This is a genomic window from Streptomyces mexicanus (assembly GCF_902506575.1).
In the GTDB taxonomy this organism is placed as follows: domain Bacteria; phylum Actinomycetota; class Actinomycetes; order Streptomycetales; family Streptomycetaceae; genus Streptomyces; species Streptomyces mexicanus.
Map to the genome: position 1 here is coordinate 2318322 of NZ_LR732544.1, position 22045 is coordinate 2340366.

General features: G+C 72.4%; 25 protein-coding genes and 1 pseudogene. 17 read left to right on the top strand and 9 right to left on the bottom strand.

The annotated features are described in order from the left end of the window. The first annotated feature begins 193 nt into the window (after window positions 1–193). Window positions 194–1603, top strand: a complete 1410-nt coding sequence (gene glnA, locus GV126_RS10385; RefSeq protein ID WP_028422418.1) for a type I glutamate--ammonia ligase — start codon at window positions 194–196, stop codon at window positions 1601–1603. A 30-nt stretch (window positions 1604–1633) separates the two neighbouring features. On the opposite strand, the gene GV126_RS10390 is transcribed toward glnA, so the two are convergent. After that, window positions 1634–2716: a site-specific integrase gene (locus tag GV126_RS10390; RefSeq protein WP_159664659.1), complete on the bottom strand. Its 1083-nt coding sequence runs from the start codon at window positions 2714–2716 to the stop codon at window positions 1634–1636. Continuing rightward, on the bottom strand, window positions 2685–3218 hold the full coding sequence (locus GV126_RS10395; protein WP_159664661.1) for a helix-turn-helix domain-containing protein: 534 nt from the start codon (window positions 3216–3218) through the stop codon (window positions 2685–2687). Before GV126_RS10395 ends, GV126_RS10390 begins: the two co-directional genes overlap by 32 nt. 374 nt (window positions 3219–3592) lie before the next feature. Here GV126_RS10395 and GV126_RS10400 point away from each other — a divergent pair, with 374 nt between their 5' ends. From GV126_RS10400 to GV126_RS10420, 5 genes are read left to right on the top strand one after another with little or no spacing between them, the layout of a single operon-like run. Continuing rightward, entirely contained in the window at window positions 3593–4492 is a 900-nt protein-coding gene (locus tag GV126_RS10400; protein WP_159673504.1) for a bifunctional DNA primase/polymerase, read from the top strand. Continuing rightward, window positions 4489–6327: an AICE element replication initiation protein gene (locus tag GV126_RS10405; RefSeq protein WP_159664663.1), complete on the top strand. Its 1839-nt coding sequence runs from the start codon at window positions 4489–4491 to the stop codon at window positions 6325–6327. Before GV126_RS10400 ends, GV126_RS10405 begins: the two co-directional genes overlap by 4 nt. Window positions 6328–6344: 17 nt before the next feature. Then, the gene (locus GV126_RS10410) at window positions 6345–6518 is read left to right on the top strand and encodes a hypothetical protein (RefSeq protein WP_159664665.1); all 174 of its coding nucleotides are present in this window, start codon (window positions 6345–6347) and stop codon (window positions 6516–6518) included. Window positions 6519–6534: 16 nt separating this feature from the next. Then, a complete protein-coding gene (locus GV126_RS10415) occupies window positions 6535–7362 on the top strand; it encodes a hypothetical protein (protein WP_159664667.1) in 828 nt (275 codons plus the stop codon). Next, complete coding sequence (locus GV126_RS10420; RefSeq protein ID WP_159664669.1) at window positions 7359–7592, top strand: hypothetical protein; 234 nt, start codon at window positions 7359–7361, stop codon at window positions 7590–7592. Before GV126_RS10415 ends, GV126_RS10420 begins: the two co-directional genes overlap by 4 nt. A 420-nt stretch (window positions 7593–8012) precedes the next feature. Here GV126_RS10420 and GV126_RS10425 read toward each other — a convergent pair whose 3' ends face one another. Beyond that, window positions 8013–8246, bottom strand: a complete 234-nt coding sequence (locus GV126_RS10425; protein ID WP_159664671.1) for a winged helix-turn-helix domain-containing protein — start codon at window positions 8244–8246, stop codon at window positions 8013–8015. A 166-nt stretch (window positions 8247–8412) separates the two neighbouring features. On the opposite strand from GV126_RS10425, the gene GV126_RS10430 reads away from it, so the two are divergent. Continuing rightward, entirely contained in the window at window positions 8413–8610 is a 198-nt protein-coding gene (locus GV126_RS10430; RefSeq protein WP_159664673.1) for a hypothetical protein, read from the top strand. Window positions 8611–9076: 466 nt separating this feature from the next. Here the strand turns inward: GV126_RS10430 and GV126_RS10435 are convergent, their stop codons facing one another. The 3 genes from GV126_RS10435 to GV126_RS37155 all read right to left on the bottom strand — a co-directional run bounded on the left by GV126_RS10435 (window position 9077) and on the right by GV126_RS37155 (window position 10507). Further along, window positions 9077–9367: an HNH endonuclease gene (locus GV126_RS10435; RefSeq protein ID WP_236569942.1), complete on the bottom strand. Its 291-nt coding sequence runs from the start codon at window positions 9365–9367 to the stop codon at window positions 9077–9079. A 5-nt stretch (window positions 9368–9372) separates the two neighbouring features. Then, window positions 9373–9762: a hypothetical protein gene (locus tag GV126_RS10440; protein WP_159664677.1), complete on the bottom strand. Its 390-nt coding sequence runs from the start codon at window positions 9760–9762 to the stop codon at window positions 9373–9375. Window positions 9763–10144: 382 nt separating this feature from the next. Further along, window positions 10145–10507: a hypothetical protein gene (locus GV126_RS37155; protein ID WP_159664679.1), complete on the bottom strand. Its 363-nt coding sequence runs from the start codon at window positions 10505–10507 to the stop codon at window positions 10145–10147. Window positions 10508–10803: 296 nt separating this feature from the next. On the opposite strand from GV126_RS37155, the gene GV126_RS10450 reads away from it, so the two are divergent. The 4 genes and pseudogenes from GV126_RS10450 (at window position 10804) to GV126_RS10465 (ending at window position 14146) form a co-directional block, all read left to right on the top strand. Beyond that, the gene (locus tag GV126_RS10450; RefSeq protein WP_159664681.1) at window positions 10804–11061 is read left to right on the top strand and encodes an SCO2583/SCO2584 N-terminal domain-containing protein; all 258 of its coding nucleotides are present in this window, start codon (window positions 10804–10806) and stop codon (window positions 11059–11061) included. Window positions 11062–11248: 187 nt separating this feature from the next. Continuing rightward, on the top strand, window positions 11249–12172 hold the full coding sequence (gene htpX / locus GV126_RS10455; protein WP_159664683.1) for a zinc metalloprotease HtpX: 924 nt from the start codon (window positions 11249–11251) through the stop codon (window positions 12170–12172). 4 nt (window positions 12173–12176) lie between these two features. Next, a pseudogene (gene pspAB, locus GV126_RS10460) lies at window positions 12177–12761 on the top strand (PspA-associated protein PspAB). A 203-nt stretch (window positions 12762–12964) separates the two neighbouring features. Next, window positions 12965–14146: a winged helix DNA-binding domain-containing protein gene (locus tag GV126_RS10465; protein WP_159664685.1), complete on the top strand. Its 1182-nt coding sequence runs from the start codon at window positions 12965–12967 to the stop codon at window positions 14144–14146. Between the two features lie 117 nt (window positions 14147–14263). On the opposite strand, the gene GV126_RS10470 is transcribed toward GV126_RS10465, so the two are convergent. Next, window positions 14264–14578: a hypothetical protein gene (locus tag GV126_RS10470; protein ID WP_159664687.1), complete on the bottom strand. Its 315-nt coding sequence runs from the start codon at window positions 14576–14578 to the stop codon at window positions 14264–14266. 165 nt (window positions 14579–14743) lie between these two features. Here GV126_RS10470 and GV126_RS10475 point away from each other — a divergent pair, with 165 nt between their 5' ends. Next, window positions 14744–15106, top strand: a complete 363-nt coding sequence (locus GV126_RS10475) for an arsenate reductase family protein (RefSeq protein WP_159664689.1) — start codon at window positions 14744–14746, stop codon at window positions 15104–15106. Window positions 15107–15182: 76 nt separating this feature from the next. On the opposite strand, the gene GV126_RS10480 is transcribed toward GV126_RS10475, so the two are convergent. Beyond that, on the bottom strand, window positions 15183–16046 hold the full coding sequence (locus GV126_RS10480; RefSeq protein ID WP_159664691.1) for an alpha/beta fold hydrolase: 864 nt from the start codon (window positions 16044–16046) through the stop codon (window positions 15183–15185). Between the two features lie 89 nt (window positions 16047–16135). Here GV126_RS10480 and GV126_RS10485 point away from each other — a divergent pair, with 89 nt between their 5' ends. From GV126_RS10485 to GV126_RS10505, 5 genes are all read left to right on the top strand, one after another. Continuing rightward, entirely contained in the window at window positions 16136–16624 is a 489-nt protein-coding gene (locus GV126_RS10485; protein ID WP_185947794.1) for a MarR family winged helix-turn-helix transcriptional regulator, read from the top strand. A gap of 159 nt (window positions 16625–16783) precedes the next feature. Further along, a complete protein-coding gene (glnII, locus tag GV126_RS10490; protein WP_159664695.1) occupies window positions 16784–17812 on the top strand; it encodes a glutamine synthetase in 1029 nt (342 codons plus the stop codon). Between the two features lie 374 nt (window positions 17813–18186). Beyond that, window positions 18187–18831: a winged helix-turn-helix domain-containing protein gene (locus tag GV126_RS10495; RefSeq protein WP_159664697.1), complete on the top strand. Its 645-nt coding sequence runs from the start codon at window positions 18187–18189 to the stop codon at window positions 18829–18831. Window positions 18832–18932: 101 nt separating this feature from the next. After that, window positions 18933–19955 (top strand): NAD-dependent epimerase/dehydratase family protein, encoded by a 1023-nt coding sequence (locus GV126_RS10500; RefSeq protein ID WP_159664699.1) that lies wholly within the window; start codon window positions 18933–18935, stop codon window positions 19953–19955. 121 nt (window positions 19956–20076) lie between these two features. Continuing rightward, window positions 20077–21606, top strand: coding sequence for a DUF1996 domain-containing protein (locus GV126_RS10505; RefSeq protein WP_159664701.1), 1530 nt, complete (start codon window positions 20077–20079; stop codon window positions 21604–21606). 96 nt (window positions 21607–21702) lie between these two features. Here GV126_RS10505 and GV126_RS10510 read toward each other — a convergent pair. Further along, a partial coding sequence (locus tag GV126_RS10510; RefSeq protein WP_159664703.1) for a hypothetical protein occupies window positions 21703–22045 on the bottom strand: 343 nt, incomplete at its 5' end.

Genomic DNA, 22045 nt, shown 5'->3' on the forward strand with positions numbered 1-22045 from the left:
CGACGCTGGAGGAAGGAGACCGGCCGGGGTGTCCACGGACGTGACCCCGCCCGGGCCGGTTAACGTCTGCGAAACAAACGGGTCACGCCCGGGAAATCACCCGTCCCTAGGGTCGAGGCAGCGTGTGCCACCCGCACTGGCCGCACGAACGATCTACCACCCCGGCGGGACGGTCGGGAGTAGGAGGAGCTGGATGTTCCAGAACGCCGACGAGGCCAAGAAGTTCATCGCGGACGAGGACGTCAAGTTCATCGACGTCCGCTTCTGCGACCTGCCGGGCGTCATGCAGCACTTCACGTTGCCCGCCGAGGCGTTCGACCCCGACGAGGAGCAGGCGTTCGACGGATCCTCGATCCGCGGCTTCCAGGCCATTCACGAGTCCGACATGGCCCTGCGCGCCGACCTGTCCACCGCCCGCGTGGACCCCTTCCGCCGGGACAAGACCCTCAACATCAACTTCTTCATCCACGACCCGATCACGGGCGAGCAGTACTCCCGTGACCCGCGCAACGTGGCGAAGAAGGCCGAGGCGTACCTGGCCTCGACCGGCATCGCCGACACCGCGTTCTTCGGTCCCGAGGCCGAGTTCTACGTCTTCGACAACGTCCGCTTCAAGACCGCGGAGAACGAGGCCTTCTACCACATCGACTCCGAGGCCGGCGCCTGGAACACCGGCGCGCTGGAGGACAACCGCGGGTACAAGGTCCGCTACAAGGGCGGCTACTTCCCGGTCCCGCCGGTCGACCACTTCGCCGACCTGCGCGCCGAGATCTCCCTGGAGCTGGCCAAGGCCGGTCTGAAGGTGGAGCGCCAGCACCACGAGGTGGGCACCGCCGGCCAGGCCGAGATCAACTACAAGTTCAACACGCTGCTCGCGGCCGCGGACGACCTGCAGCTGTTCAAGTACATCGTGAAGAACGTCGCCTGGCGCAACGGCAAGACGGCGACCTTCATGCCGAAGCCGATCTTCGGTGACAACGGCTCGGGCATGCACGTGCACCAGTCGCTGTGGTCCAACGGCGAGCCGCTGTTCTACGACGAGGCCGGCTACGCGGGCCTGTCGGACACCGCCCGCTACTACATCGGCGGCATCCTCAAGCACGCCCCGTCGCTGCTGGCGTTCACCAACCCGACGGTGAACTCCTACCACCGCCTGGTGCCGGGCTTCGAGGCCCCGGTGAACCTGGTGTACTCGCAGCGCAACCGCTCCGCCGCGATGCGCATCCCGATCACCGGCTCCAACCCGAAGGCCAAGCGCGTGGAGTTCCGCGCGCCGGACTCCTCCGGCAACCCGTACCTGGCCTTCTCGGCGCTGCTGCTGGCCGGCCTGGACGGCATCAAGAACAAGATCGAGCCGGCCGAGCCGATCGACAAGGACCTGTACGAGCTGGCTCCCGAGGAGCACGCCAACGTCGCCCAGGTCCCGACCTCGCTCGGCGCCGTCCTCGACGCGCTGGAGGCCGACCACGAGTACCTGCTCCAGGGCGACGTGTTCACGTCCGACCTGATCGAGACGTGGATCGACTACAAGCGCACCAACGAGATCGCCCCGCTGCAGCTGCGCCCGCACCCGCACGAGTTCGAGCTGTACTTCGACGTGTGATCAGGACACCGGGGGTGACCAGGTGATTCGTCATTCCGCATCACCCCCGGTCCGCACAGAGTCCGCAAGAGAAGTGATCTTGCCGCTCAGGACCCGCTCCACAGCGGTCCGCGTCGACTCGTCGGAGTCCGGCCACAGGTGGCCGTAGGTGTCCAGCGTCGTCTTCGCCGAAGCGTGGCGAAGACGGTGCTGGACCACTTTCACGTCTGCCCCCGACGCGATGAGCAGCGACGCGTAGAAGTGCCGCAGGTCGTGGAACCGGAAGCCGTCCGGCAGGCCTGGCACCTTCCCGCGGATGCGGCGCATCTCCCGCTCGACCTGCCACGGCCCGAGCTGGTCGCCGTCCGCGTCGACCAGGACGTGAGCCCGGTCCCGGCACAGCGGCTTCAGCACCGCAACCAGGCTGTCGGGGATCGGTACCGTCTCGCCGCTCATCTCCGTCTTCAGCGGCAGGTCCGGGTACTGCACGGCCGGGGTGATCGCCCGGCCCTCGAGGTCGACGTCACCGGGCCGCAGGCCGCAGGCCTCCGCCGTGCGCAGGCCGACGAACGCGCCGAGCAGAAGCGCCGGCCGGAACAACTCCCCCGCCTGCTCGTAGAGCCCCCACACCTGCGCCTCGGTGGCCACGTAGGGCCGCGGCTTCCCGGCCCCCGGCGACGTGCGCCGTGAGCAAGGGTTCGCCGGGATCTTCCGGTCGATGACCGCGTCCGTCATGACCTGCGACAGCCGCGAGTGCAGGGCGAACAGGTACGACGCCGACAGCCCCTCGCCCTGCAGGCGGGCCAGCCAGGCCCGGATCATGCTCGGTTGCACAGCCGTGAGCGGCAGCGGCCCGAACTCCTGCCGGATGCGCGCCAGGTGCACCTTCGCCTGCCGCACCGTGGACGCCCGGCGGGCGCCGTAGCCCTGCAGCCAGGTGTCGCACCACTCGTCCACGGTGACCTTCCACGCCTGCGGATCGACGTACTGGCCGGTGACGATGCTCGCCGTCTCCTCGTCGAGCCACCGCTGCGCGTCGACCTTCCGCGCGAAGTGCCGGGCATGCTCGCGGCCGGCCGCGTCCCGGTAGCGGGCACGCCACTTACCGTTCGGCCGCTTCGCCAGACTCGCCACCCTCGCCCCCCTTGTCGACGCGCTTCGCAAGCCCGGCGTCGGCCAGGACCTGGATCATCTCCCATGCAGCCTGAACGCCCTCCGGGGTCGTCGTGTCGATGGTCAAGCGGCCGGTCGGCTTTCGGGGCGTCTCTCGGTGGTACTGGGTGACGTCCCCGTCTCCGAGGGGCATCTCCCCGCAGATCCAGCGCCGCACCTCCTCCACCGTCGCCGTACTGTTCGGCGTCACCTGGTAGTCGGCATCGGCGGCAGCATCAACCGGCACGAGTAGATGCACGGGGGCGACGTTGAAGACGTCCCCGAGTGCGAGCAACTCGACGACGCTCACCGTATTGCGCCGGCCGCCCTCGAAGTTCGCCACGATCGATCGATTCCACGGGACGCCACGGCTGCTGAGCTGTTCTGCTAGATCGGCCGCCGTCATACCGCTACGGCCGCGCAGTTCCTTGACCCTGCGCCTGACCGTCTCTACCGGCCCGATCGGGACACGTGTGTGCTTCATGAGCACATTCAAGCATCCTTTGACACACCGAGCAAGATAGGTGATGATCGGTCGCAACACGGAATGTGCTTTTAACTGTCATTCCATGCTTGCTAGACAAGGAGTGTGCTCGTGCCCCCTCGTCCGCTGGCCGGACTCGCAGAGATCGCAGAGTTCACCGGCCTCCCAGCGAAGACGATCTATCACCAGGTCCACACGCGGACCGGCGTCGGTGCTCTGGCTTTCAGGGTTGGCCGCTACCTGCGCTGGGACTGGGCCGACGTTGACGCCTGGGTTGCCCGGCAGAAGGGGCGGGCCGCGGCGTGAGCAGCAAGAAGAACGCCCCGGCGGCAACCGGGGCGCAGGTTGACCAGCTGGACGGCGGGTCGGTCCCCATCGTGACACAGGCCGGCGCCTGGCAGCACGCGCTCGCGCAGGCGAGCGAAGCGGCGCGCCGCGGCTTCCACGTCTTCCCCCTCGGCCGCGGCAAGCTCCCTGCGATCCGCTCACCGCACCGCGAGGACCCGCCCGGCACGCCTCCGTGCAGGGGCGAGTGCGGCCGGCCGGGCCACGGTGTGCACGACGCGACCAGCGATATGGACACCGTGGCGCGGCTGTTCTCCCAGGCTCCGCACGCCACCGGGTACGGCATCGCCTGCGGGCGTGGCCCCGAACCGCTCATCGGCGTCGACCTGGATCGGAAGAACGGCGTGGACGGCGTCGACGAGCTGCAGCGGCTCGCCCGCGCCCACGGCTTCGCGGTGCCGCGCACGGTCACCGTGTGCACCCCGTCCGGCGGCTTCCACCTGTGGTTCACCGGCCCGTCCGGCGTGAAGGTGCCCAACTCCGCGGGCAGGATCGCGCCCGGCATCGACGTGCGCGGCACGGCCGGATACCTCGTGGGTCCTGGTTCGATGACGCCTGCCGGAACCTACGGCTTGCACCCTGGCCTGGGCGAGCTGACTGTCTACCCAATCCCGGCACCGCTGCTGCGGCTCATCCTGCCGCCGCCCCGAGCTCCCCGCCCGGCCGCCGACCGTCGCGGGGCCGGGCGCCTCGGTCGACGGATGCTCGGGCTCGTCCGCACCGTGCTGGAAGCGCACCAGGGCGAGCGCAACGGCCGCCTGTTCTGGGCGGCTTGCAAGGCGTTCGAGGCCGCACAGAACGGCGACGCCGATGCGGATGCCGTCGAGCGGGCGCTCGTGGAAGCCGCGCTCGCGGTCGGCTTGGACGAGCGGGAAGCGCGGGCCACCATCGCGAGCGCGCAGCGCACGACCGGGCGGGGGGCGGCATGAGCAACAACGACGACATCAGCCGGAAGGCGCGAGAGATCTTGGAGGCGAGCGGCATCGACGTCGAGGAGAACAAGGGCCGCGGCCCATCGCAGGCGTCACAGCTCGTCGCCCTGGCCCGCGAGCGGTACGACCTGTTCATGTCCGAGGACGGCCGTCCCTACGGGGTGAAGAAGGACGGCGCGAACATCGCGATGCCGCTGCGTGGTAAGGCCGGCCTGCGCTCGCAGCTGGCGCGCATCTTCACCGACGAGCACGGCGGTTCCGTCCCGTCGCAGTCGGCGCTCGCCGACGCGATGACCGTGCTGGAAGGCGTCGCCCAGGACGCCGACCCGCGCGTCCCGCACGTCCGTGTCGCGCGCGCCGAGGACGGCATTGTCGTCGACCTGGGCGACGCCGACGGCCGGTGCGTCATCATCCGTTCGGACGGGTGGGAGCGCGTGGCCCGCTCCCCCGTCCTGTTCCGCCGGTCCGGTGCCATGAAGCCGCTGCCCGCGCCGATCCGCGACGGCGACGGCCTGGCCAAGCTGCGGGCGCTGCTCAACACCGACGAGGACGGTTTCCGGCTGCTCGTCGCGTGGCTCGTCGCCTCGTTCATCCCCGACCTGCCGCACCCGATCCTCACCTTCCGCGGCGAGCAGGGCACCGGCAAGTCCTACTCCGCGAAGATGGTGATCGGACTCATCGACCCGTCCGGGGCGCCGAAGCGGACAGCGCCCCGGGATATCAAGTCGTGGGCCACGCAGGCCTTCAACTCCTGGGCTCTGTGCCTGGACAACGTGTCAGTCATCCCCGACTGGCTGTCGGACGCGCTGTGCCGCGCGGTCACCGGAGACGGCATCGTCGACCGCGCCCTGTACACCGACGACGACGTCGTCGTACTTGAGTTCCGGCGTGTCCTGGCCATGACCACGATCGACGCTGGCGCGCTCGCTGGGGACCTTGCCGAGCGGCTGCTGACGATCGAGCTGCACACGATCCCGGACCGCCGGCGCCGCGAGGAGAACGAACTCGATGCCGCCTACGCGGACGCGCACGCCGCCATCCTGGCGTCCCTGTTCGATCTGCTCGCCGAAGTCCTGCGCGTCCTGCCGAACGTGCGCCTGGAGGAGCGGCCCCGCATGGCCGACTTCGCCCGGGTGCTCGCCGCTGTCGATACGGTGAAGGGCTGGAACACCCTCGACAGCTACAAAGCCACAGCCCGCGACGCCGTGGCCGATGTCCTGGACGGCGAGCCGTTCGCCCAGGCCGTCGTTGCGCTCGTCGACCGGGCCGGACCCGACGGCATCACCCTGACTGCCTCCGAGCTGTTGGAGCGCGTGCAGGCGCCGGAACGGCTGCCGAAGAAGTGGCCGAAGGACCCGACTCGGGCGGGAGGCCAGCTGAAGCGGCTTGCCCCGGCGCTCCGGACGATCGGCATCGACGTCGACGACAGCAAGCGCGGCCCGAAGCCGAAGAAGCAGCGCCTGTACACCCTGACAGCAACGCCAGAGAGAAGGTACGAAACAGCGTCCCCAGCGTCCCCCAACAACGTCGAAACCGGGGCTGACCTGCGCGAACAGGGGGGACGCTGCGAGGGGGACGCTAGCGTTCCCCCTCGCCCCCGGGGGGACGCTGGGGACGCTGTGGGGGACGCTGCGTCCTTCCCAGCGTCCCCCCGGGGCGACGCCTCTGACGTGCGCAAAAACACGCGGGGGGACGCTGGGGACGCTGGGGACGCTGGAATGCACCCACTCTCTGATGAGCCACGCCCCAAGAGGCCGTGCGCCCGCTGCTCCCGCCCCCAGTGGAACGCCGAAGGCTCTCCGCTGTGCGGCGCCTGCCGCGACGCGGCCTGACCGCGAGGAGACCCGACATGCCCACCTTCCGCGCCACCCTCTGCCCGGCCTGCCGGTGCGTGCGCCGTACCCGCCTCGTCGGCACCGCCACCATCAACGGCCACCTGCACGAACTCGTGCAGTGCCCAGACACCGCATGCGAACTCGTCTGGGCCGTCCGCCCCACCACGCCGCAACTCGCCGCGGCCTGAACCGAAGGAACCCACCATGTCCCTGGCACCCATCACCAGCCTGCCGAGCAACGCCTATCTCCCCAAGAGCCTGCACAAGCTGGCCGACGAGTGGCGGGCCGCGGCCCAGCTCGTCCGGGACCTCGTGCAGCAGCGCAGCGAGGCACAGGCGGGCATCAGCAAGGCGAAAGCCGACGACGCCGAAGCCTTCAAGGCCGCAGTGCTCGCCGGAAAGCCTCTCCCCGACGGCGACAACGAGAAGGCGCTCCGCGACCGTGTCGCCGACTGCACGCGCCGCCTTCCCGTCGCCGAAGCCGAACGCGACGCGATCGGCCGCCGCCTGGTCGTCGCCCTCCGCGACGACGACGCCCGCCAGCACCTCGCCGACACCGCCGGCACCGCCGTTCGGGCCGCGCTCGCCGCCTACCTCGAAGTGCTCGACGACGCCGAACGGAAGGTGAGCGACGCCCACCGTGCCCTCACCGATGCCACGGCCGCGCTGCACGTCGTCGACGCGCTCGACACCGGCTCACAGGTCCGGCTCCTGCCGAAGGCGCCCGCTGGCGTTCCTTCCTTCGCCGCGGCGCGCACGGCCGCCCCCCAGCTTGGCCGCCATCTCGACGCCCTCAACGAGCGCAAGCCGCCCCGCCAGCGGCACGTGCGCCTCACCAACGGCCGCGAGGTGCACGTGCCGGCCAGTCTCGCCGCCGACTTCCACCGCGACGGCCAGGTCGCCGAATGGCTCGACGGTTGGCCCCCGGAGAAGCCCAGCACGCGCCTGGCAGGCGGCTCCTACCTCGGCAGCCACGTCGAGGACTTCCGCAACGCCCCCGCCCGCTTCACCCCGCGAGGAGACGCAGCATGAGCGACCAGATCACCGAGGACGAGCTGACGACCATGAGCCCCCACGAGATCGTGGAGGCCCGCGACGCCGGGCGGCTCAACCAGATTCTCGGCCTGCCGGTTCGTGACATCCCCGCCGACGGCCAGCTCACCCAGGAGAACCTGGACCAGATGACGCCCACCGAGATCGTGCAAGCACGCGATGCTGGCCGACTCGACCGTCTGCTCAGCCTGCCCGACGATGCCGCATGACAGGACAGTGCACAACCGTGCACTGAGTGGGCATCCTGTGGGATGATCGATGCGGGCCCCGCTTGACTCGCGCCGGGCTGGGCCCGCAGGACTCCCGGCCTGGTGTGCTCCCCAGAGCCGTGGGACACGTGGCCGCCGACGCTTCCTCCCGTTGCCGTCGGCGGCCACGCGGCGTTCGTCACCGCTTCCACGAGCCGACCCGGGCCACGGGGCGTCACCGCACCCCTGGGGGATGACCCCCTCGGCATAGGGGGTCTCGAACGCCGGGGAGGGCTCTGGGGAGCCAGTCGGGTTCAAAGGGTCCTTGATCACTTCTGGCGGTGACGCAGCGTGCGCAGGACCGGGCCACCGCGTGTAGAGCGCACTGAACCACTCCCCTCCCCCATCGGCCGCCCCTCTTCCGTGGCCGTGAGCTGGGGGTTACTCGCCGGCCTGGCCGACGACGAACGTGCCCTTCGCGGGGAGCGTGGCCACCAGGCCGCGGTCGCGCAGCTCCCGCACGGCGCGGCGCACGGTGCCGATGCTCACGCCGTAGATCTCCGTCATGGCTCGCTCGCCGGGGAGCGCGGCGCCAGCGGGGAGCTTGCCCGAGGCGATGTCGGCGGCGATCTGGTCGGCCAGCTTCACGTACTCGTACTGCGGGAGTCCGCTCATACGCGCCACGGTCGCGCGCCCCTGCGCGGTCGGCATCTGGGGAACGCGTCTCACCGCGTTCCGACGCGGAGGGACGCAGGGGGACGCGGTTGCGCTACCGTCGAAGCACGGACCCCCGCGACCGCTGGAACGGCCCGGGGGCGTGGCCGACTGCAGAGGAGTCGACATGTCAGAGCCTACGCAGCACGAGACGGCGCCGGACAGCCCCCGCACCATCGCTTGGTGTTCATGGCACCAGGGCCTCAGCGGCACCGCGCGCCTCGTGCGGATCATCGAGCAGGCGAGCGGACCGGGCGCCGGCCTGTACGCGTGCGCGCCGTGCCGCGAGGCGTACCGCCTGGTGCCGGTGGCGGACCAGCGGTGACCGGGCAGACGGCCGTGAGCCCGGCCGGTAAGGCGTTCATCGCGCTCGCCGCCCACTGCTACGGCTGCCCGGACTGCCGGCCGGACCCGGGTGCCCCGGACGCGCCGCGGCCGGAGTGCTCGCAGGCCGCCGAGCTGTACCGGGCATGGAACCGGCTCTGGCGGCTGGAACGGTGTAGGGGACACTGAGCGGGGCCGTGGCAGGCGTTCATGCGAGGTACGCCGTCCCGTCCGGATGGCGGGGCCCCGGCCACACAACCGCCCCCGGCCGCCGTAGCGGTCCGGGGGCGGCGCCATCTGCAGGCGGGAAGGCGGGGAGTTCTCCCCCGGCGCCTCCCCCTCCTGCCTCCCTCGTGCTGAGCTGCAGCAACGGGGCGCCAGGGAGGCGAGGGAGGCAGCGAGCAAAGGTCGCGGCAACGCCCGCTGCGCGGTGCTGTGCCTCCCCGCGGCTGCCTCCCTCCCTCGCGTCAGGCCGCGAGCGCCGGCGCCTGGTGGTGCTGGGCGAGCAGCAGCCACACCAGCGGCCACGGAAGGGCGTCGGCCTTGCGCTCGTTGCACGGCTGGCAGGCCAGCACGAGGGCGTCATGCCGCCCCGTGCGCCACAGCCTGTAGGGGATGTAGTGGTCGAACGTCGCCTGCTCGTCGGCGGTGAACGGCCGCGCGCAGTAGAAGCACCGGTAGCCGGTCCTCCTGGCAAGCTTCCTGATCAGGTTGCGGCGCCGTTCCGGCCCGCTCACGTTGTTGATGCGCTTGGCCACTCCAGTCACCGGCCCTCGTGCTGAGTGCGCAGTGCGGCGGCCAGGTGCTCGCGGGCGACCCGCAGCGCACCCGTGTACTCGTCGAGCGCGAGCAGCAGCTCGTCGACCTGGGCGAGAGTGAGGCCCGGCCAGGAGCCGTCGGCGAAGAACGCGAGTTCCGGCCGGCCGTCGCCCCACTGGGCAAGCTCGAACGGCAGCAGCGGCTCGTCGAGGAAGGAGACGCGCATTCCGTGCTCGGGGCCGCGGTGCAGGGCGTAGTCGGCGGGCGTGCCCGGGGCGCAGTCCTCGCCGGCGCACTGCTCGTCGAGGGCGGGGCACTGGCTGACCTGCGGTGCATCATCACGCATCAGGGGCGCGTCGCTGGATTCGGTGGGGACCTGTACGTTGTTGCGCATGGTCGGACTTCCTTGCTGGAGAAGGGGTCTGATCTAGGCGCCGTGCCGGTGCTGCAACACCGGGCGGCGCCGCTTCGTCTGGTACCGGCTCACGGGGTGGTCCGCGAGCGGTCCGCAAACAGTCCGCAGGACAGTCGAAAACGGCCGTCAACGACCGGTAATCACCGGTAGGGAATTCGCAGGTCAGCGACCATTCTTCGAACATCCGAGCAGGCCACAGAGGTGCGCGTTTAGTTCGAGCTGTACTTCGACGTGTGACAGGCCGCTGCCGCCAGGCAGAGCGGTGAGGGCCGCCACCCGGAGAGTGCTCCGGGTGGCGGCCCTCGGCCGTGTCACGGCCGTACCCGGGCCGCGTCGGGGCCGTGTCGTGGGATGCCGTCGGTCAGGGCAGCAGGAACGACCCGGGGCCGAGCAGCCCGCCGAGGATGCCGAGGCCGCCGAAGCCACCGAGGCCGCCCAGGCCACCGAGGGTGCCGATGCCGTCGTAGAGGAAGCCGCCGTAACCGCCGTAGCCGCCGCCCCAGCGGTCGTAGCCGCCGCAGCCCCCGCCCCGCCAGCCGGCGTGACCGCAGCCACCGCCGCCGTGGGTGGTGGTCTGGGCCTGGCCGGCCGCCGTGGCCGAGACGGTGGTGGATGCGGACGGGACGGCCGCGGCCGTGCCCGCCGTGCCGATCGTGGCACCGCCCGCCAGCAGGATGCCGACCGCGGTCGCCGTGACCAGGCGCTTGGCTCGCTGTGCTTTCATGACACACCTTCCTTCCACTCACTCGTGCGAGGCACGAGACGGAAGGCCGCGGCGCCACGGCGCGATCTCTTCCCCACGAGGCTAGCCCGCCACCGGCCACTCGGCATGTTGGGCCGAACGGGTGCACCGCCGCCGGTACCGGCCCCGCGCCGCCGCCCGCGTCGAGGCCAGGTCGTTGCCATGTCCCGGGCAACCCTGCCGGGCCTCGGAGGTCTCCTACAGGCGGAGGGACCGGGGGCCACGACCGGTCCCCGCACCGATATCGGACCCATCGGAACACCGGAAAGGTGACGAGAGTGACCGAGCACGACGAGTTCGAGCGCGAATTCGATCACCAGTGGGCGAACGCCGCCGCGCACAAGGAGCCCTCCGCCCGGGCCCGGATGCTCGCCGCCCGCTGGAAGGACAACCCGCCGGCCCCCGTGCCCTTCCGCGGCGACCCTGAGCCGGCCGCACCGCGCCGCTCGTCCTGGCGATCGGCGGCCCTCGTCCTCGGCTCCGTCGCCGCCCTGATCCTGCTGATCGGCTACGCCCGGTCCCGCGCGATGTACTGAGCCGGCGGCTCCGAGCCCTCCGCGTGCCCAGGTGCCCCGGACCGCCCCGGACCGCTTTGCCACTGCCAGGGGTGATCGGGACCCGTTCATGACGATCGGGCCCCGTTCGTGACCGGTGGCAGGTGCACACTGGATGGCGGGACGAGTGCCTTGTGGTGCGAGGTGCCTGACTGCGGGGTGATGCACAATGCAGAGCCGCTTCCGGAGCGACCGACGGCTGACCGTGCGCATGGGGGTCACGCTGTTCCTGCTCGGGTTGCTGTACGTGGCGTTCGTGGCCGCGTTGATCGTGCTGCTGAAGTCCTGGGTGCTGGTCGTCGTGATCGCGGCGGCCGCGCTGGCGGCGCAGTACTGGTTCTCCGACCGGATCGCACTGTTCGCGATGCACGGCCGGGTGGTGGAGCCGGAGGAGTATCCGCAGCTGCACGCGGTGGTCGACCGGCTGTGCGCGCTGGCCGACATGCCCAAGCCCGTGGTCGCCGTGTCCAACATGGACATGCCGAACGCGTTCGCGACCGGGCGCAACCCGGACCACGCCGTGGTGTGCGTGACGACCGGGCTGCTGCGGCGGCTGGAGCCGGCCGAACTGGAGGGCGTGCTCGCGCACGAGCTGTCCCACGTGGCGCACAAGGACGTCGCCGTGATCACCGTCGCGTCGTTCCTGGGCGTGGTCGCGGGGCTGGTGGTGCGCTTCGCCTTCTATTCGGAGCTGCTCGGCGGCCGGGGCCGCAAGGACCAGAACACCCTGGCCGTGTTCGCCATGGTGATGGGCGTCTCCGCGGCCGTGTACGCGATCAGCTTCCTGCTGATCCGGGCGCTGTCGCGCTACCGCGAGCTGGCCGCGGACCGGGCGGCGGCCCTGCTGACCGGGCGCCCCTCCGCGCTCGCCGCGGCGCTCACCAAGGTCACGGGCGACATCGCCCGGATCCCCTCGGAGGACCTGCGCACCGCCCAGGCCTTCAACGCCTTCTACTTCACCCCGGCGCTGGGCTCCGAGCCCGGCATCTCCCGGTTCTTCTCCACCCACCCGAGCCTGGAGCAGCGGCTGGCGCAGCTGGGGCGGATCTCGGCCGAGCTGGGCGAGGCCGCGGCGCCGGGAAAGGCGGGCTGAGCGGATGGGGCTCCTGGACATCCTGCTCGGCCGCAGCAAGCCCGCCCCGCCCGACCTGGACCAGCTGTTCGCGCTGCCGTCCGCGGCGGTGACGCTGCAGGCGGCGGCCGGCTTCACCCCGACCGGGCAGGGCGCGGTGTGCTTCGCCACGGTGGAGGGCGCCGCCTTCGAGCAGACGCACCGGGAGGTGCAGGCCCTGCTGGACGCGGACGCCGACCGCACCGGGGCGCCGGTGGAACTGACCCAGGACGCCTACGGCTACTCCTGGCTGGTCTCCCACCGCGCCCCGGACCAGCTGCCCGACCTCGTCAACGACCTGCACGCCGTCAACAGCGCGATGGAGGTCAACGGCTTCGGCCCGCAGCTGCTGTGATCGCTGGCGGGTTTCCACGACGACCGCGGCCGTCCCCTGGCGCTGGTGTACCTGTACAAACGGGGGACGTTCTACCCCTTCTGCCCGCTGCCCGGCCGGGCACAGCGCCGCGACAACGCCCTGGAACTGCAGATGAAGTCCCTCCTGGCCGACGACCTGCGCATCGAGCAGGACCTGGGCCGCTGGTTCCCGGTGTGGGGCGCGCCGGGTCTGTGAGCGGCGCCGAGCCCCGCTGAGGGCTGCCGAGTGCTGCCGTGGGCCACCGGGCGTCGCCGTGCGCCGACGGGCACTCCGCGCGCGGCCGGGTCCGATCGTCCGCGACCGGGGTCCGATTGTCAGTGGGGTGCGCGAGGATGCCGTCGGGGGCCGCGACGGCCTTCCCGAACGGTTCCGGACGGCTCAGCGCGGTGGAGGGGCGGATGCGGGTGCGACACATCTCGGTGGCGGAACGGCGGGCCAGGCTGGCGCTGCGGCACCGGCTGGCCGACGGTGCGGGCGCGGCGAGTCCCGAGGAGGTCGCGGACTCCCTGGTGGCCCTGCACGCCACGGACCCGGCGACGGTGCACCTGGCGGTGGGCGCGCGCCTGAACGACCCGGCGAAGGCGGTGCCGGAGACCGAGCGGGCGCTGTACGAGGAGCGGACGCTGGTGCGGATGCACGGCATGCGGCACACCGTCTTCGTGTTCCCGGCGGAGCTGACCGCCGTGGTGCACGCCTCGACCGGCATCGCCGTCGCCGCCCGCGCCCGTGCCGCGCTCATCAAGGACATGGCGAAGGCGGGCGCGCCGGACGCGGCCTGGCTGAAGGAGGTCGAGGAGGCGACGCTGGCGGCGCTGGCCCGGCGCGGGCAGGCCACGGCGGCGGAACTCGCCGAGGACGAGCCGCGGTTGCGCGAGCAGTTCGTGTACGCGGCCGGGAAGGGGTACGAGGGCGTGCACACCGTCTCCTCGCGGCTGCTGCGCGTGCTGGGCGTGGAGGGCAAGGTGGTGCGGGGCCGGCCGCTGGGGTCCTGGACGTCGTCGCAGTTCCGCTGGGCCCTGGCGCCCGCGCATCCCGAGCTGGACGTCGCCGAGGCCCAGTGCGAGCTGCTGCGCCGCTGGCTCGCCTCGTGCGGCCCGGCGAGCGAGGCCGACCTGAAGTGGTGGACGGGCTGGCCCGTGACGCAGGTGCGGCGGGCGCTGACGGCGATGGGCGCCGAGGAGGTGTCCCTGGACGAGGGCACGGGGTACGTGGTCGCCGGGGACGCCGATCCCGTGCCCGAGCCGCCGCGGCCGTGGGCGGCCCTGCTGCCCTGCCTGGACCCGACGGCCATGGGCTGGCAGCAGCGCGACTGGTATCTGCCGCCCCGGCTGCGCCCGGCCCTCTTCGACCGCAGCGGCAACGTGGGCCCCACGGTGTGGTGGAACGGCCGCGTGGTCGGCGCCTGGGCCCAGCGCCCCGACGGCGAGATCGTCTGGCGGCTGCTGGACACCGAGGACGTGGGCCGGGAGGCGGAGACGGCCATCGCCGAGCAGGCGGTCCGGCTGCGCTCCCTGCTGGGCCCGGCGCGCGTGACGCCACGCTTCCGCACCCCGGCGGAGAAGGAGTTGGCGGCCCGGTGAGCACAGCGCCCTGCGACCGGGCCCCCTACCGCGGGGCTCACGGTCACCGGCCGCCCGCCCGCGACCGGGCGCCCGCGGCGAGCGGGGCACCCGGCCGTGGGCGGGCCGCCGAGCGCGTCAGCGGGTGTAGCGCATCAGCGCCCGCACCATGTGGCAGGTGGTGTCGGACGGCGGGTGCACGCCGATGAGCTGGGCGGTGGAGCGTATCGTCTCGTCGCCGGCCTGCTCCGGCCGGTGGACACCGGAGTCGAGCAGGGCGATGGCGAGCCGCATCGCCTTCAGCCGGCGGTTGTGGGCGATGTACCACTGACGGGGGCGGCCGGGCGGCAACGGCCGCTTGTGGACGGGGGCGTAGGGCAGGTCGAGCAGGACGGGACGCTTCGCGGTGGACTGGGTCGGCAACGGCTTCGGCTTCACTGCGGCAGCGGGCACAGGCATCCTCCTGTCGCGTGGGGGTGCCGCCCGGAAGACCCCGGCGACACCCTCGAACACTGCTTCCATTCTACTGCCGGCCACTGACAAAACCCCCTGGCCACAAGGGCTTTCGGGGCTCGTGGGACGCAGGCGGAAGACGAGTTCTCGCGTACCGTGGGCACCATGGAGATCTGGATCAACCCGGCCTGCTCGAAGTGCCGCAGCGCCATCAGCATGCTCGACGCCGAGGGCGCCGAGTACACCGTCCGACGCTATCTGGAGGACGTACCCACCGAGGCCGAGATCCGGGCGGTGCTCGACCGGCTCGGGCTGGAGCCCTGGGACATCACCCGTACCCAGGAGGCCGAGGCGAAGGAGCTGGGGCTGAAGCAGTGGCCGCGGGACGCCGGTGCGCGGGACCGCTGGATCACCGCGCTCGCCGAGCACCCCAAGCTGATCCAGCGTCCGATCATCACGGCCGACGACGGCACGGCGGTGGTGGCGCGCACGGAGGAGGCGGTACGGGACGCGCTCGCACGCGGCTGAGTGGCCGTCACCCCGTCCTCAACAGGGGTCTGTGACGCAGGTACCCCACAGAAGAAGGCGGGGTGAGGGGTGGCGCTCAGCCCGCCAGGAAACCGGTGAGGCGCCGGCCCAGTCCGGCCGGCGCGGCCTGCGGCAGCGCGTGGTGCGAGACGTCCGGCAGTACGCCGGTCTCCACGCGCGGCAGCGTGGCACCCGCCCTGGCCGCCACCCGGTGGCTGTCGTGGGTCCTGCTGTTCCCGGCCAGGAGCAGCAGGACCGGCACCTGAAGGGCGCGCAGCGCCCCCGCCTGCGGGCGCGGGCCGGTCACCGGCCTGGCGGCGGGGAAGCCCGCGGCCGCCTCCTGGAGCCGGAGCCAGTCCGGGTCCAGCGGCACTCCGCCGGTCTCCCACTCCAGGAAGGCGCGGACGCGGTGCGGCGAGGGCCGCAGCATCATCGGCAGGGCGTGCAGCAGGTACGCCGTCCTGTATCCGGCGAAGCAGCGGGTCGGATCGAGGAGGACCAGGCGGCGTACCCGTCCGGAGGCGCGCAGTGCGTAGTGCAGGGCGATCCAGCCGCCGTAGGAGTGTCCACCGAGGTCCACCCGGCCGACTCCGAGGGCGTCGAGAAGCGCGTCCAGCCAGGCGACCAGGTCGGCGACCGTACGGGGGCGGCGGCCGCCGTCCGGGGTGGCGCGGCCCGGGGCGCCCACGATGTCGGCGGCCAGCACGCGGTGCCCGCGGGCCAGGTCGGCGGCCTGGGCGTACCAGGAGGCGGAAGTCGCCCCGCCGCCCCCGGGGAGCAGGAGCAGCGGGGGCGCGTCGCGGGGTCCGCACAGGGTGACCCACGTGGTGCCGAACGGGGTGGGAACGGCGACGGACTCGCGCACGGCGGGCCACCTGGCCATGACCCCGTCGTAGGCCGCGCGGAAGCCGTCCCCGTCGTACCCGCTCCGGTCGTTCATGTGCCCTCCCTCTGTCCGCCCCTCCTGCCCGGCTATTATCTCGTTCAGCGAGATACTTGGCGAGCGAGATGACAGAAGAGGGCGGACGGATGCGGACCCACGGCCCCCACGCCGACCCCGGGCTCGGTCCCGAAGGGGAGATCGTCCACCTGCTGCGGGCCACGACGGTGGAGCTGGGCCTGCTCAGCGCCCGGTTCGCGCAGCGCAACGGCATGCACCCCACCGACGTGCGGGCCCTGATCACACTGATGGACGCGCGTCGGGCGGGCGAGGAGGTCACCGCCGGGCGGCTCGGCGAAGCGCTCGGGCTGAACTCGGCGGGGACGACCGCACTGGTGGACCGGCTGGAGTCGGCCGGGCATGTGCGGCGGGTGCGTACCCCGAGCGACCGGCGCAGGGTGGTGATCGAGGTGCAGGAGCGCGCCGTCGAACTCGGCTGGTCCTTCTTCGGACCGCTGATCGAGCGGGCCGCCGCCCTCCTGCGCGGGTACGACGAGCGGGAGCTGGCCGCGATCCGCGGCTTCCTGACGCAGGTGCGCGATGCCGCGGCCGGGGCCTCCCCGCCCGGCCCGGGGTGATCCCGCGCACACCCGCGCCAGGTAACACGGGGTTCACACTCGGGCAACGGCCGGGAAATCGCCGGTTGACAGGCTGCGGAGCAGCAACGGCGGCGGCCTCGGTGCCGCACGCGCCCCGGCACCCGCAAGTGCGCCCGCGACACCCGAAGGATGTGGCCCGTGAGCTTCAAGGCTGAGTACATCTGGATCGACGGCACCACGCCGACGGCCAAGCTGCGTTCCAAGACCAAGATCCTCAGCGACGACGCCAAGGGCGGCGAGCTGCCGCTGTGGGGCTTCGACGGGTCCTCCACCAATCAGGCCGAGGGGCACTCCTCGGACCTCGTGCTCAAGCCGGTCTTCTCCTGCCCCGACCCGATCCGCGGCGGCGACGACATCCTGGTGCTGTGCGAGGTCCTGAACATCGACCTGACCCCGCACACCTCCAACACCCGTGCCGCGCTGGCCGAGGTCGCCGAGCGGTTCGCCGCGCAGGAGCCGATCTTCGGCATCGAGCAGGAGTACACCTTCTTCGACGGCTCCCGCCCGCTGGGCTTCCCCGAGAACGGCTTCCCGGCCCCGCAGGGCGGCTACTACTGCGGTGTCGGCGCCGACGAGATCTTCGGCCGCGACATCGTCGAGAAGCACCTGGACAACTGCCTGGCCGCCGGCCTGGGCATCTCCGGCATCAACGCCGAGGTCATGCCCGGCCAGTGGGAGTTCCAGGTCGGCCCGCTCGCCCCGCTGGAGGTCGCCGACCAGCTGTGGGTGGCCCGCTGGCTGCTGTACCGCACCGCCGAGGACTTCGGTGTCTCCGCCACCCTCGACCCCAAGCCGGTCAAGGGCGACTGGAACGGCGCCGGCGCGCACACCAACTTCTCCACCAGGGCGATGCGCGAGGGGTACGACGCGATCATCACCGCGTGCGAGGCGCTCGGCGAGGGCTCCAAGCCGCTGGACCACGTCAAGAACTACGGCGCCGGCATCGACGACCGCCTCACCGGCCTGCACGAGACCGCCCCGTGGGACCAGTACTCCTACGGCGTCTCCGACCGCGGCGCCTCCGTCCGCATCCCGTGGCAGGTGGAGAAGGACGGCAAGGGCTACATCGAGGACCGCCGCCCGAACGCCAACGTCGACCCCTACGTCGTGACCCGTCTGCTGGTCGACACCTGCTGCACCGCGCTGGAGAAGGCCGGCCAGGTCTGATCCGCCGCCGCCCGTCGGGGCGCCCACCCTCGGGTGGGCGCCCCTTTCGCGTCCAAGTGGCCCGGCGCGAAAGCGTCCACGCAGTGAGAGCGGGCTGCTGTCCGGGCGCCGAGTCTGCTTCAATGGGCTCATGGCCAGCTTCCAGAAGAACCCCGCGACAGGTCGCCATGACCTCGAGCCCTTCTGGCCTTCCCGTCAGCACCACGACTTCGACCGGGTGTGTTGCGCGCGCTGAACGCGCGGGCCCTGCAAAGCCGTACACCCCGGCCTTCGGCCAGCGCGCAGGCGACGTACGTCCCGCGGCGCGCCCGACCACGAACTCGCGGCCGTCGCCCCTTTCCGACGACATCCTCGCGCGAAAGAGCTGACCTCTCATGGCGACCACCCGTTCCCTGACCACCGCGACCGCCACCGCCACCGCAGCCGCTCTTGCGGCGTCCGCCCCCGCTCCCGCCCCGGCCGCCCCGCGTCACCGGCTGCGCGCCGTCGACCGGGACGAGGACTGGACTCCCGCCCGCCCGAGCGCGGTGGAGAGCCTGGGCCAGGAGGTGGCGGACCTCCTGCCGCCCGGCGCCACCTGGCTGCCGGCGCCCCAGCACACCCTGCCCAGCCTGCCGGGCCGGCCCCCGATGGTCGGCTACCTGGTCCTCGTCCCGGCCGACCGGCAGCCGCCGTTCGCGCCGGCGGCGGCCCCGGACGCGGCGGCCCCCGCCGCCGACGCCGGCGACGCCCTGGGCCGCATCGACACCGTCCGCCGCACCGCCGAGGTGGCCGGGCGCCCGCCCGACCTGACCTACCTGGAGTTCGAGCTGCTCGCCCATCTGGTCGCCCACCCGCACCGGGTGCACAGCCGCGACCAACTGGTCACCACGGTCTGGGGCTACGGCCACGTGGGCGACGGCCGCACCGTCGACGTGCACATCGCCCGGCTGCGCCGCAAGTTGGGCGCCGAGCACCGTACGGCGATCCAGACGGTGCGCCGGGCGGGCTACAAGTACGTGCCGCCGACGGAGCGTTGACGCCCGCCGCCCGCCACGTCACGGGGTGCCGGTTGTGGCGGAGATCTGCTGTCGGCAGATCTCCGTTCCCTTCCGTCCCGGATCCGGGCACAGTCACCGGCATGAGACTTCTGGTGCTGGGTGGTACGGATTTCGCGGGACGGGCCGTCGCCGAGGTGGCGGTCGGGCGTGGCTGGGAGGTGACGGCCGTGAACCGGGGCCGGCGGGCACCGGTGTCGGGGGGGCGGTCACTGACCGGCGACCGCACCGCGCCCGACGGGCTCGCGGCCCTCGCCGAGTCCGGTGAGACCTGGGACGCGGTCGTCGACACCTGGTCGGCCGCGCCCCGCCCGGTCCGGGACGCGGCACGGCTGCTGCGCGACCGCGCCGGCCGGTACGTGTACATCTCCAGCTGCTCGGTGTACGCCTGGGCGCCGCCCGCCGGCTACACCGAGGCGGCCCCGCTGGTCGAGGGCGCCCGCGCGGACGCGGACGGCACCGACTACGCGCGGGACAAGCTGGGCGGCGAGCTGGCCGCGACCGCCGAGTTCGGGCCGGACCGCGCGCTGCTGGTGCGCGCCGGGCTGCTCCTCGGGCCGTACGAGAACATGGCCCGGCTGCCCTGGTGGCTGACCCGCATCGCGCGCGGGGGACCGGTCCTGGCGCCCGGCCCGGAGGACCTGCCGCTGCAGTACGTCGACGTCCGCGACCTCGCCGCGTGGATCCTGGGCGGGATCGAGCAGGAGCTGAGCGGCCCGTACAACCTGATGAGCCCGCAGGGGCACGCGACCATGGGCACCTTGCTGCGGGCCTGCGTGGAGGCGACCGGGTCGTCCGCCGACCTGTGCTGGACGCCTCCCGAGGAGGTGCTCGGCGCGGGCATCGAGCCGTGGACCCAGCTGCCCGTCTGGATACCGCCGGGCACCGAAGGGCACGACGCGCTGCACAGCGCGGACGTCTCCCGGGCCGTCGCCGCGGGCCTGCGCTGCCGGCCCGTCACCGAGACCGTCGCCGACACCTGGAGCTGGCTGCGCTCCCTCGGCGGCACCGCGCCCGAGCGGTCGGACCTGCCGCCGGTGGGGCTGGATGCGGCGGTCGAGGCGAAGGTGCTGGCCGCGCGGGGTGTGCCCGGGGCGGCCGGGTGACACGGCAGTCAATCCGTGAGCCCTTCTGAACGCCCGCGGGGCGGGGTCCGTATGGAGGAGAGCCGCTTTCCCTCCTGTCGGGCGCCTGGATGCCGCCCCGCAAGGACGTCAGAGGAGTTCCATGGGACGCAACACACGAAAACGTCGTACGCCGCTGGCCGCCAAGGCCGTCGCCGCCTCGGCGGCACTGGCGCTCGGTGGGGGCGGGCTGGTCTGGGCGAACTTCCACGCGTCGGCGCACGAGGCGCACGACGGCGCGTGGGGCGACCGGACGAAGCAGGCGGCCGGGCAGGTGGCGACGATCTCCTGCCCGGACGTCGGGCAGCGCCTGTCCGACGTACCCGGACGGGCCCGGGCCGAGGTCGACGGCGAACTGGCCACCCTGGACCGCCAGATCACCGACGCCTACGAGCGCCTGGCCACCACGCGGGACGCCCAGGCCAGGGACGCGAGCTTCGTCCAGAACTCCGTTCTCGGGCCGCTGAAGGACCGGCGGCAGGCGGTCATCGACCGGATCGAGCTGGAGATCGACCGGGCCGGCGGCACCGTTCCGGGCGGGCTGGACGCCCTCACCGCGTGCACCGGCACTCCCGCCGGCGCCGGGACCACGGACGCGGGGAACACGACCCCGGGGAACACGAATCCGGGGAACACGGACAACGGCGGGCGAGGCGAGGGAGGCGCGCAGGACGGCGGCGGTGACGAGCAGCAGGGGGGCAACGGCGGCCAGGCCGGCAACGGCCCCTCCGCGGCCGACTTCGTCGACATCACCACGGTCCGGCCCAACGTCCGGCCGAAACCGCGCCGGATGCGCAACGCCTCCACCGGCGCCTTCACCACCCGCTGCGGTGTGAACGCCGGCCACAACCACAACACCGACAACGTGATCGTCGCGCCCGGCGTGACCAACGGCGCGCACCACCTGCACGACTACGTCGGCAACCAGAAGGTGAACGCCTTCTCCTCGAACGACACCTTCCTCCAGGGCGGCACCAGCTGCCGGAACAGCAACGACCTGTCGGCGTACTACTGGCCGGTGCTGCGCGTCCAGGACGGCACGCGGGACTTCGACCAGGACGCCGACGGCGGCGGCAAGGAGGGCAACGCCGGGCGGATCCTGGTGGCCCGGCAGGCCGAGATCACCTATGTCGGCAGCCCCACCGGCAAGGTCGTCGCGATGCCGCAGTTCCTGCGGATCATCACCGGTGACGCCAAGGCCTTCACCAACGGCCCGGCGAACGCCAACGCGCACTGGAGCTGCACCGGCTTCGAGAACAAGGTGCAGCTGACCGACAAGTACCCGATCTGCCCCGAGGGCAGCGACGTGGTGCGCAGCTTCGCCTTCCAGAGCTGCTGGGACGGACGGAACACCGACAGCGCCAACCACCGCACCCACGTGGCGTTCGCCGACGGCCGCGGCCGCTGCCCGGCCGGCTTCAAGGCCGTCCCGCAGCTGACGATGCGGCTGGTGTACGACGTGCCGCGGCCCGAGATCGAGGGCGGGCAGGTGAAGAACGCCTACGCGGTGGACGGCTTCCCCGAGCAGCTGCACAAGCCCGTCACCGACCACGACGACTTCATCGCCGTGACGAAGGGCGGCCTGGCGCGGACCATCGCCGACTGCATCAACCAGGGACGCAGGTGCCGGTGAGGCGCTGAGCCGGACACCGGTGCCGACGAGGGCCGGCGGCGGAGGTCCCGCCGCCGGCCCCACGCCGATGCGGCCCGCACCGGTGCGGCCCCGCGGTCAGCCGCCGTGCGCGTGGTGGTCGGCGCCCCGCTCCACCTCGCCGCCGAGGGTGCCGCGCAGCGCCGTGACCACCTTGTGCTCGCCGACGGCGACCCACTTGCGGCCCACGAGGTAGAAACCCCCGTAGTCCTCGGCCTCGTCGATCCACTCGCGCTGGCCGCGGTCGGTGGCGAAGGTGGCGAGGACGAACCGGCCGGCTGAGGTGGCACACAGCGCCTGCCGGACGGTGTCGGTGTCCGTCTGCACGTCCGGGCTGCACCGCACCCGGGCGGCCAGGCTCTCCAGGCTGCCGGTCGCCGCCGGCACCTGCGCCGCCCCGCTTCCGCCCCCCGGCCCGCAC

Excerpts from the sequence above, each read along its gene's own strand:
- GV126_RS10410 (WP_159664665.1), top strand. The coding sequence starts at position 6,345 with ATGCCCACCTTCCGCGCCACCCTCTGCCCGGCCTGCCGGTGCGTGCGC.
- glnA (WP_028422418.1), top strand. The coding sequence starts at position 194 with ATGTTCCAGAACGCCGACGAGGCCAAGAAGTTCATCGCGGACGAGGAC.
- GV126_RS37155 (WP_159664679.1), bottom strand. The coding sequence starts at position 10,507 with ATGAAAGCACAGCGAGCCAAGCGCCTGGTCACGGCGACCGCGGTCGGC.
- GV126_RS10405 (WP_159664663.1), top strand. The coding sequence starts at position 4,489 with ATGAGCAACAACGACGACATCAGCCGGAAGGCGCGAGAGATCTTGGAG.
- GV126_RS10485 (WP_185947794.1), top strand. The coding sequence starts at position 16,136 with ATGCGGACCCACGGCCCCCACGCCGACCCCGGGCTCGGTCCCGAAGGG.
- GV126_RS10495 (WP_159664697.1), top strand. The coding sequence starts at position 18,187 with ATGGCGACCACCCGTTCCCTGACCACCGCGACCGCCACCGCCACCGCA.
- GV126_RS10430 (WP_159664673.1), top strand. The coding sequence starts at position 8,413 with ATGTCAGAGCCTACGCAGCACGAGACGGCGCCGGACAGCCCCCGCACC.
- GV126_RS10420 (WP_159664669.1), top strand. The coding sequence starts at position 7,359 with ATGAGCGACCAGATCACCGAGGACGAGCTGACGACCATGAGCCCCCAC.
- GV126_RS10505 (WP_159664701.1), top strand. The coding sequence starts at position 20,077 with ATGGGACGCAACACACGAAAACGTCGTACGCCGCTGGCCGCCAAGGCC.
- GV126_RS10500 (WP_159664699.1), top strand. The coding sequence starts at position 18,933 with ATGAGACTTCTGGTGCTGGGTGGTACGGATTTCGCGGGACGGGCCGTC.
- htpX (WP_159664683.1), top strand. The coding sequence starts at position 11,249 with ATGCAGAGCCGCTTCCGGAGCGACCGACGGCTGACCGTGCGCATGGGG.
- GV126_RS10475 (WP_159664689.1), top strand. The coding sequence starts at position 14,744 with ATGGAGATCTGGATCAACCCGGCCTGCTCGAAGTGCCGCAGCGCCATC.
- GV126_RS10395 (WP_159664661.1), bottom strand. The coding sequence starts at position 3,218 with ATGAAGCACACACGTGTCCCGATCGGGCCGGTAGAGACGGTCAGGCGC.
- GV126_RS10425 (WP_159664671.1), bottom strand. The coding sequence starts at position 8,246 with ATGAGCGGACTCCCGCAGTACGAGTACGTGAAGCTGGCCGACCAGATC.
- GV126_RS10440 (WP_159664677.1), bottom strand. The coding sequence starts at position 9,762 with ATGCGCAACAACGTACAGGTCCCCACCGAATCCAGCGACGCGCCCCTG.
- GV126_RS10415 (WP_159664667.1), top strand. The coding sequence starts at position 6,535 with ATGTCCCTGGCACCCATCACCAGCCTGCCGAGCAACGCCTATCTCCCC.
- GV126_RS10465 (WP_159664685.1), top strand. The coding sequence starts at position 12,965 with ATGCGGGTGCGACACATCTCGGTGGCGGAACGGCGGGCCAGGCTGGCG.
- GV126_RS10480 (WP_159664691.1), bottom strand. The coding sequence starts at position 16,046 with ATGAACGACCGGAGCGGGTACGACGGGGACGGCTTCCGCGCGGCCTAC.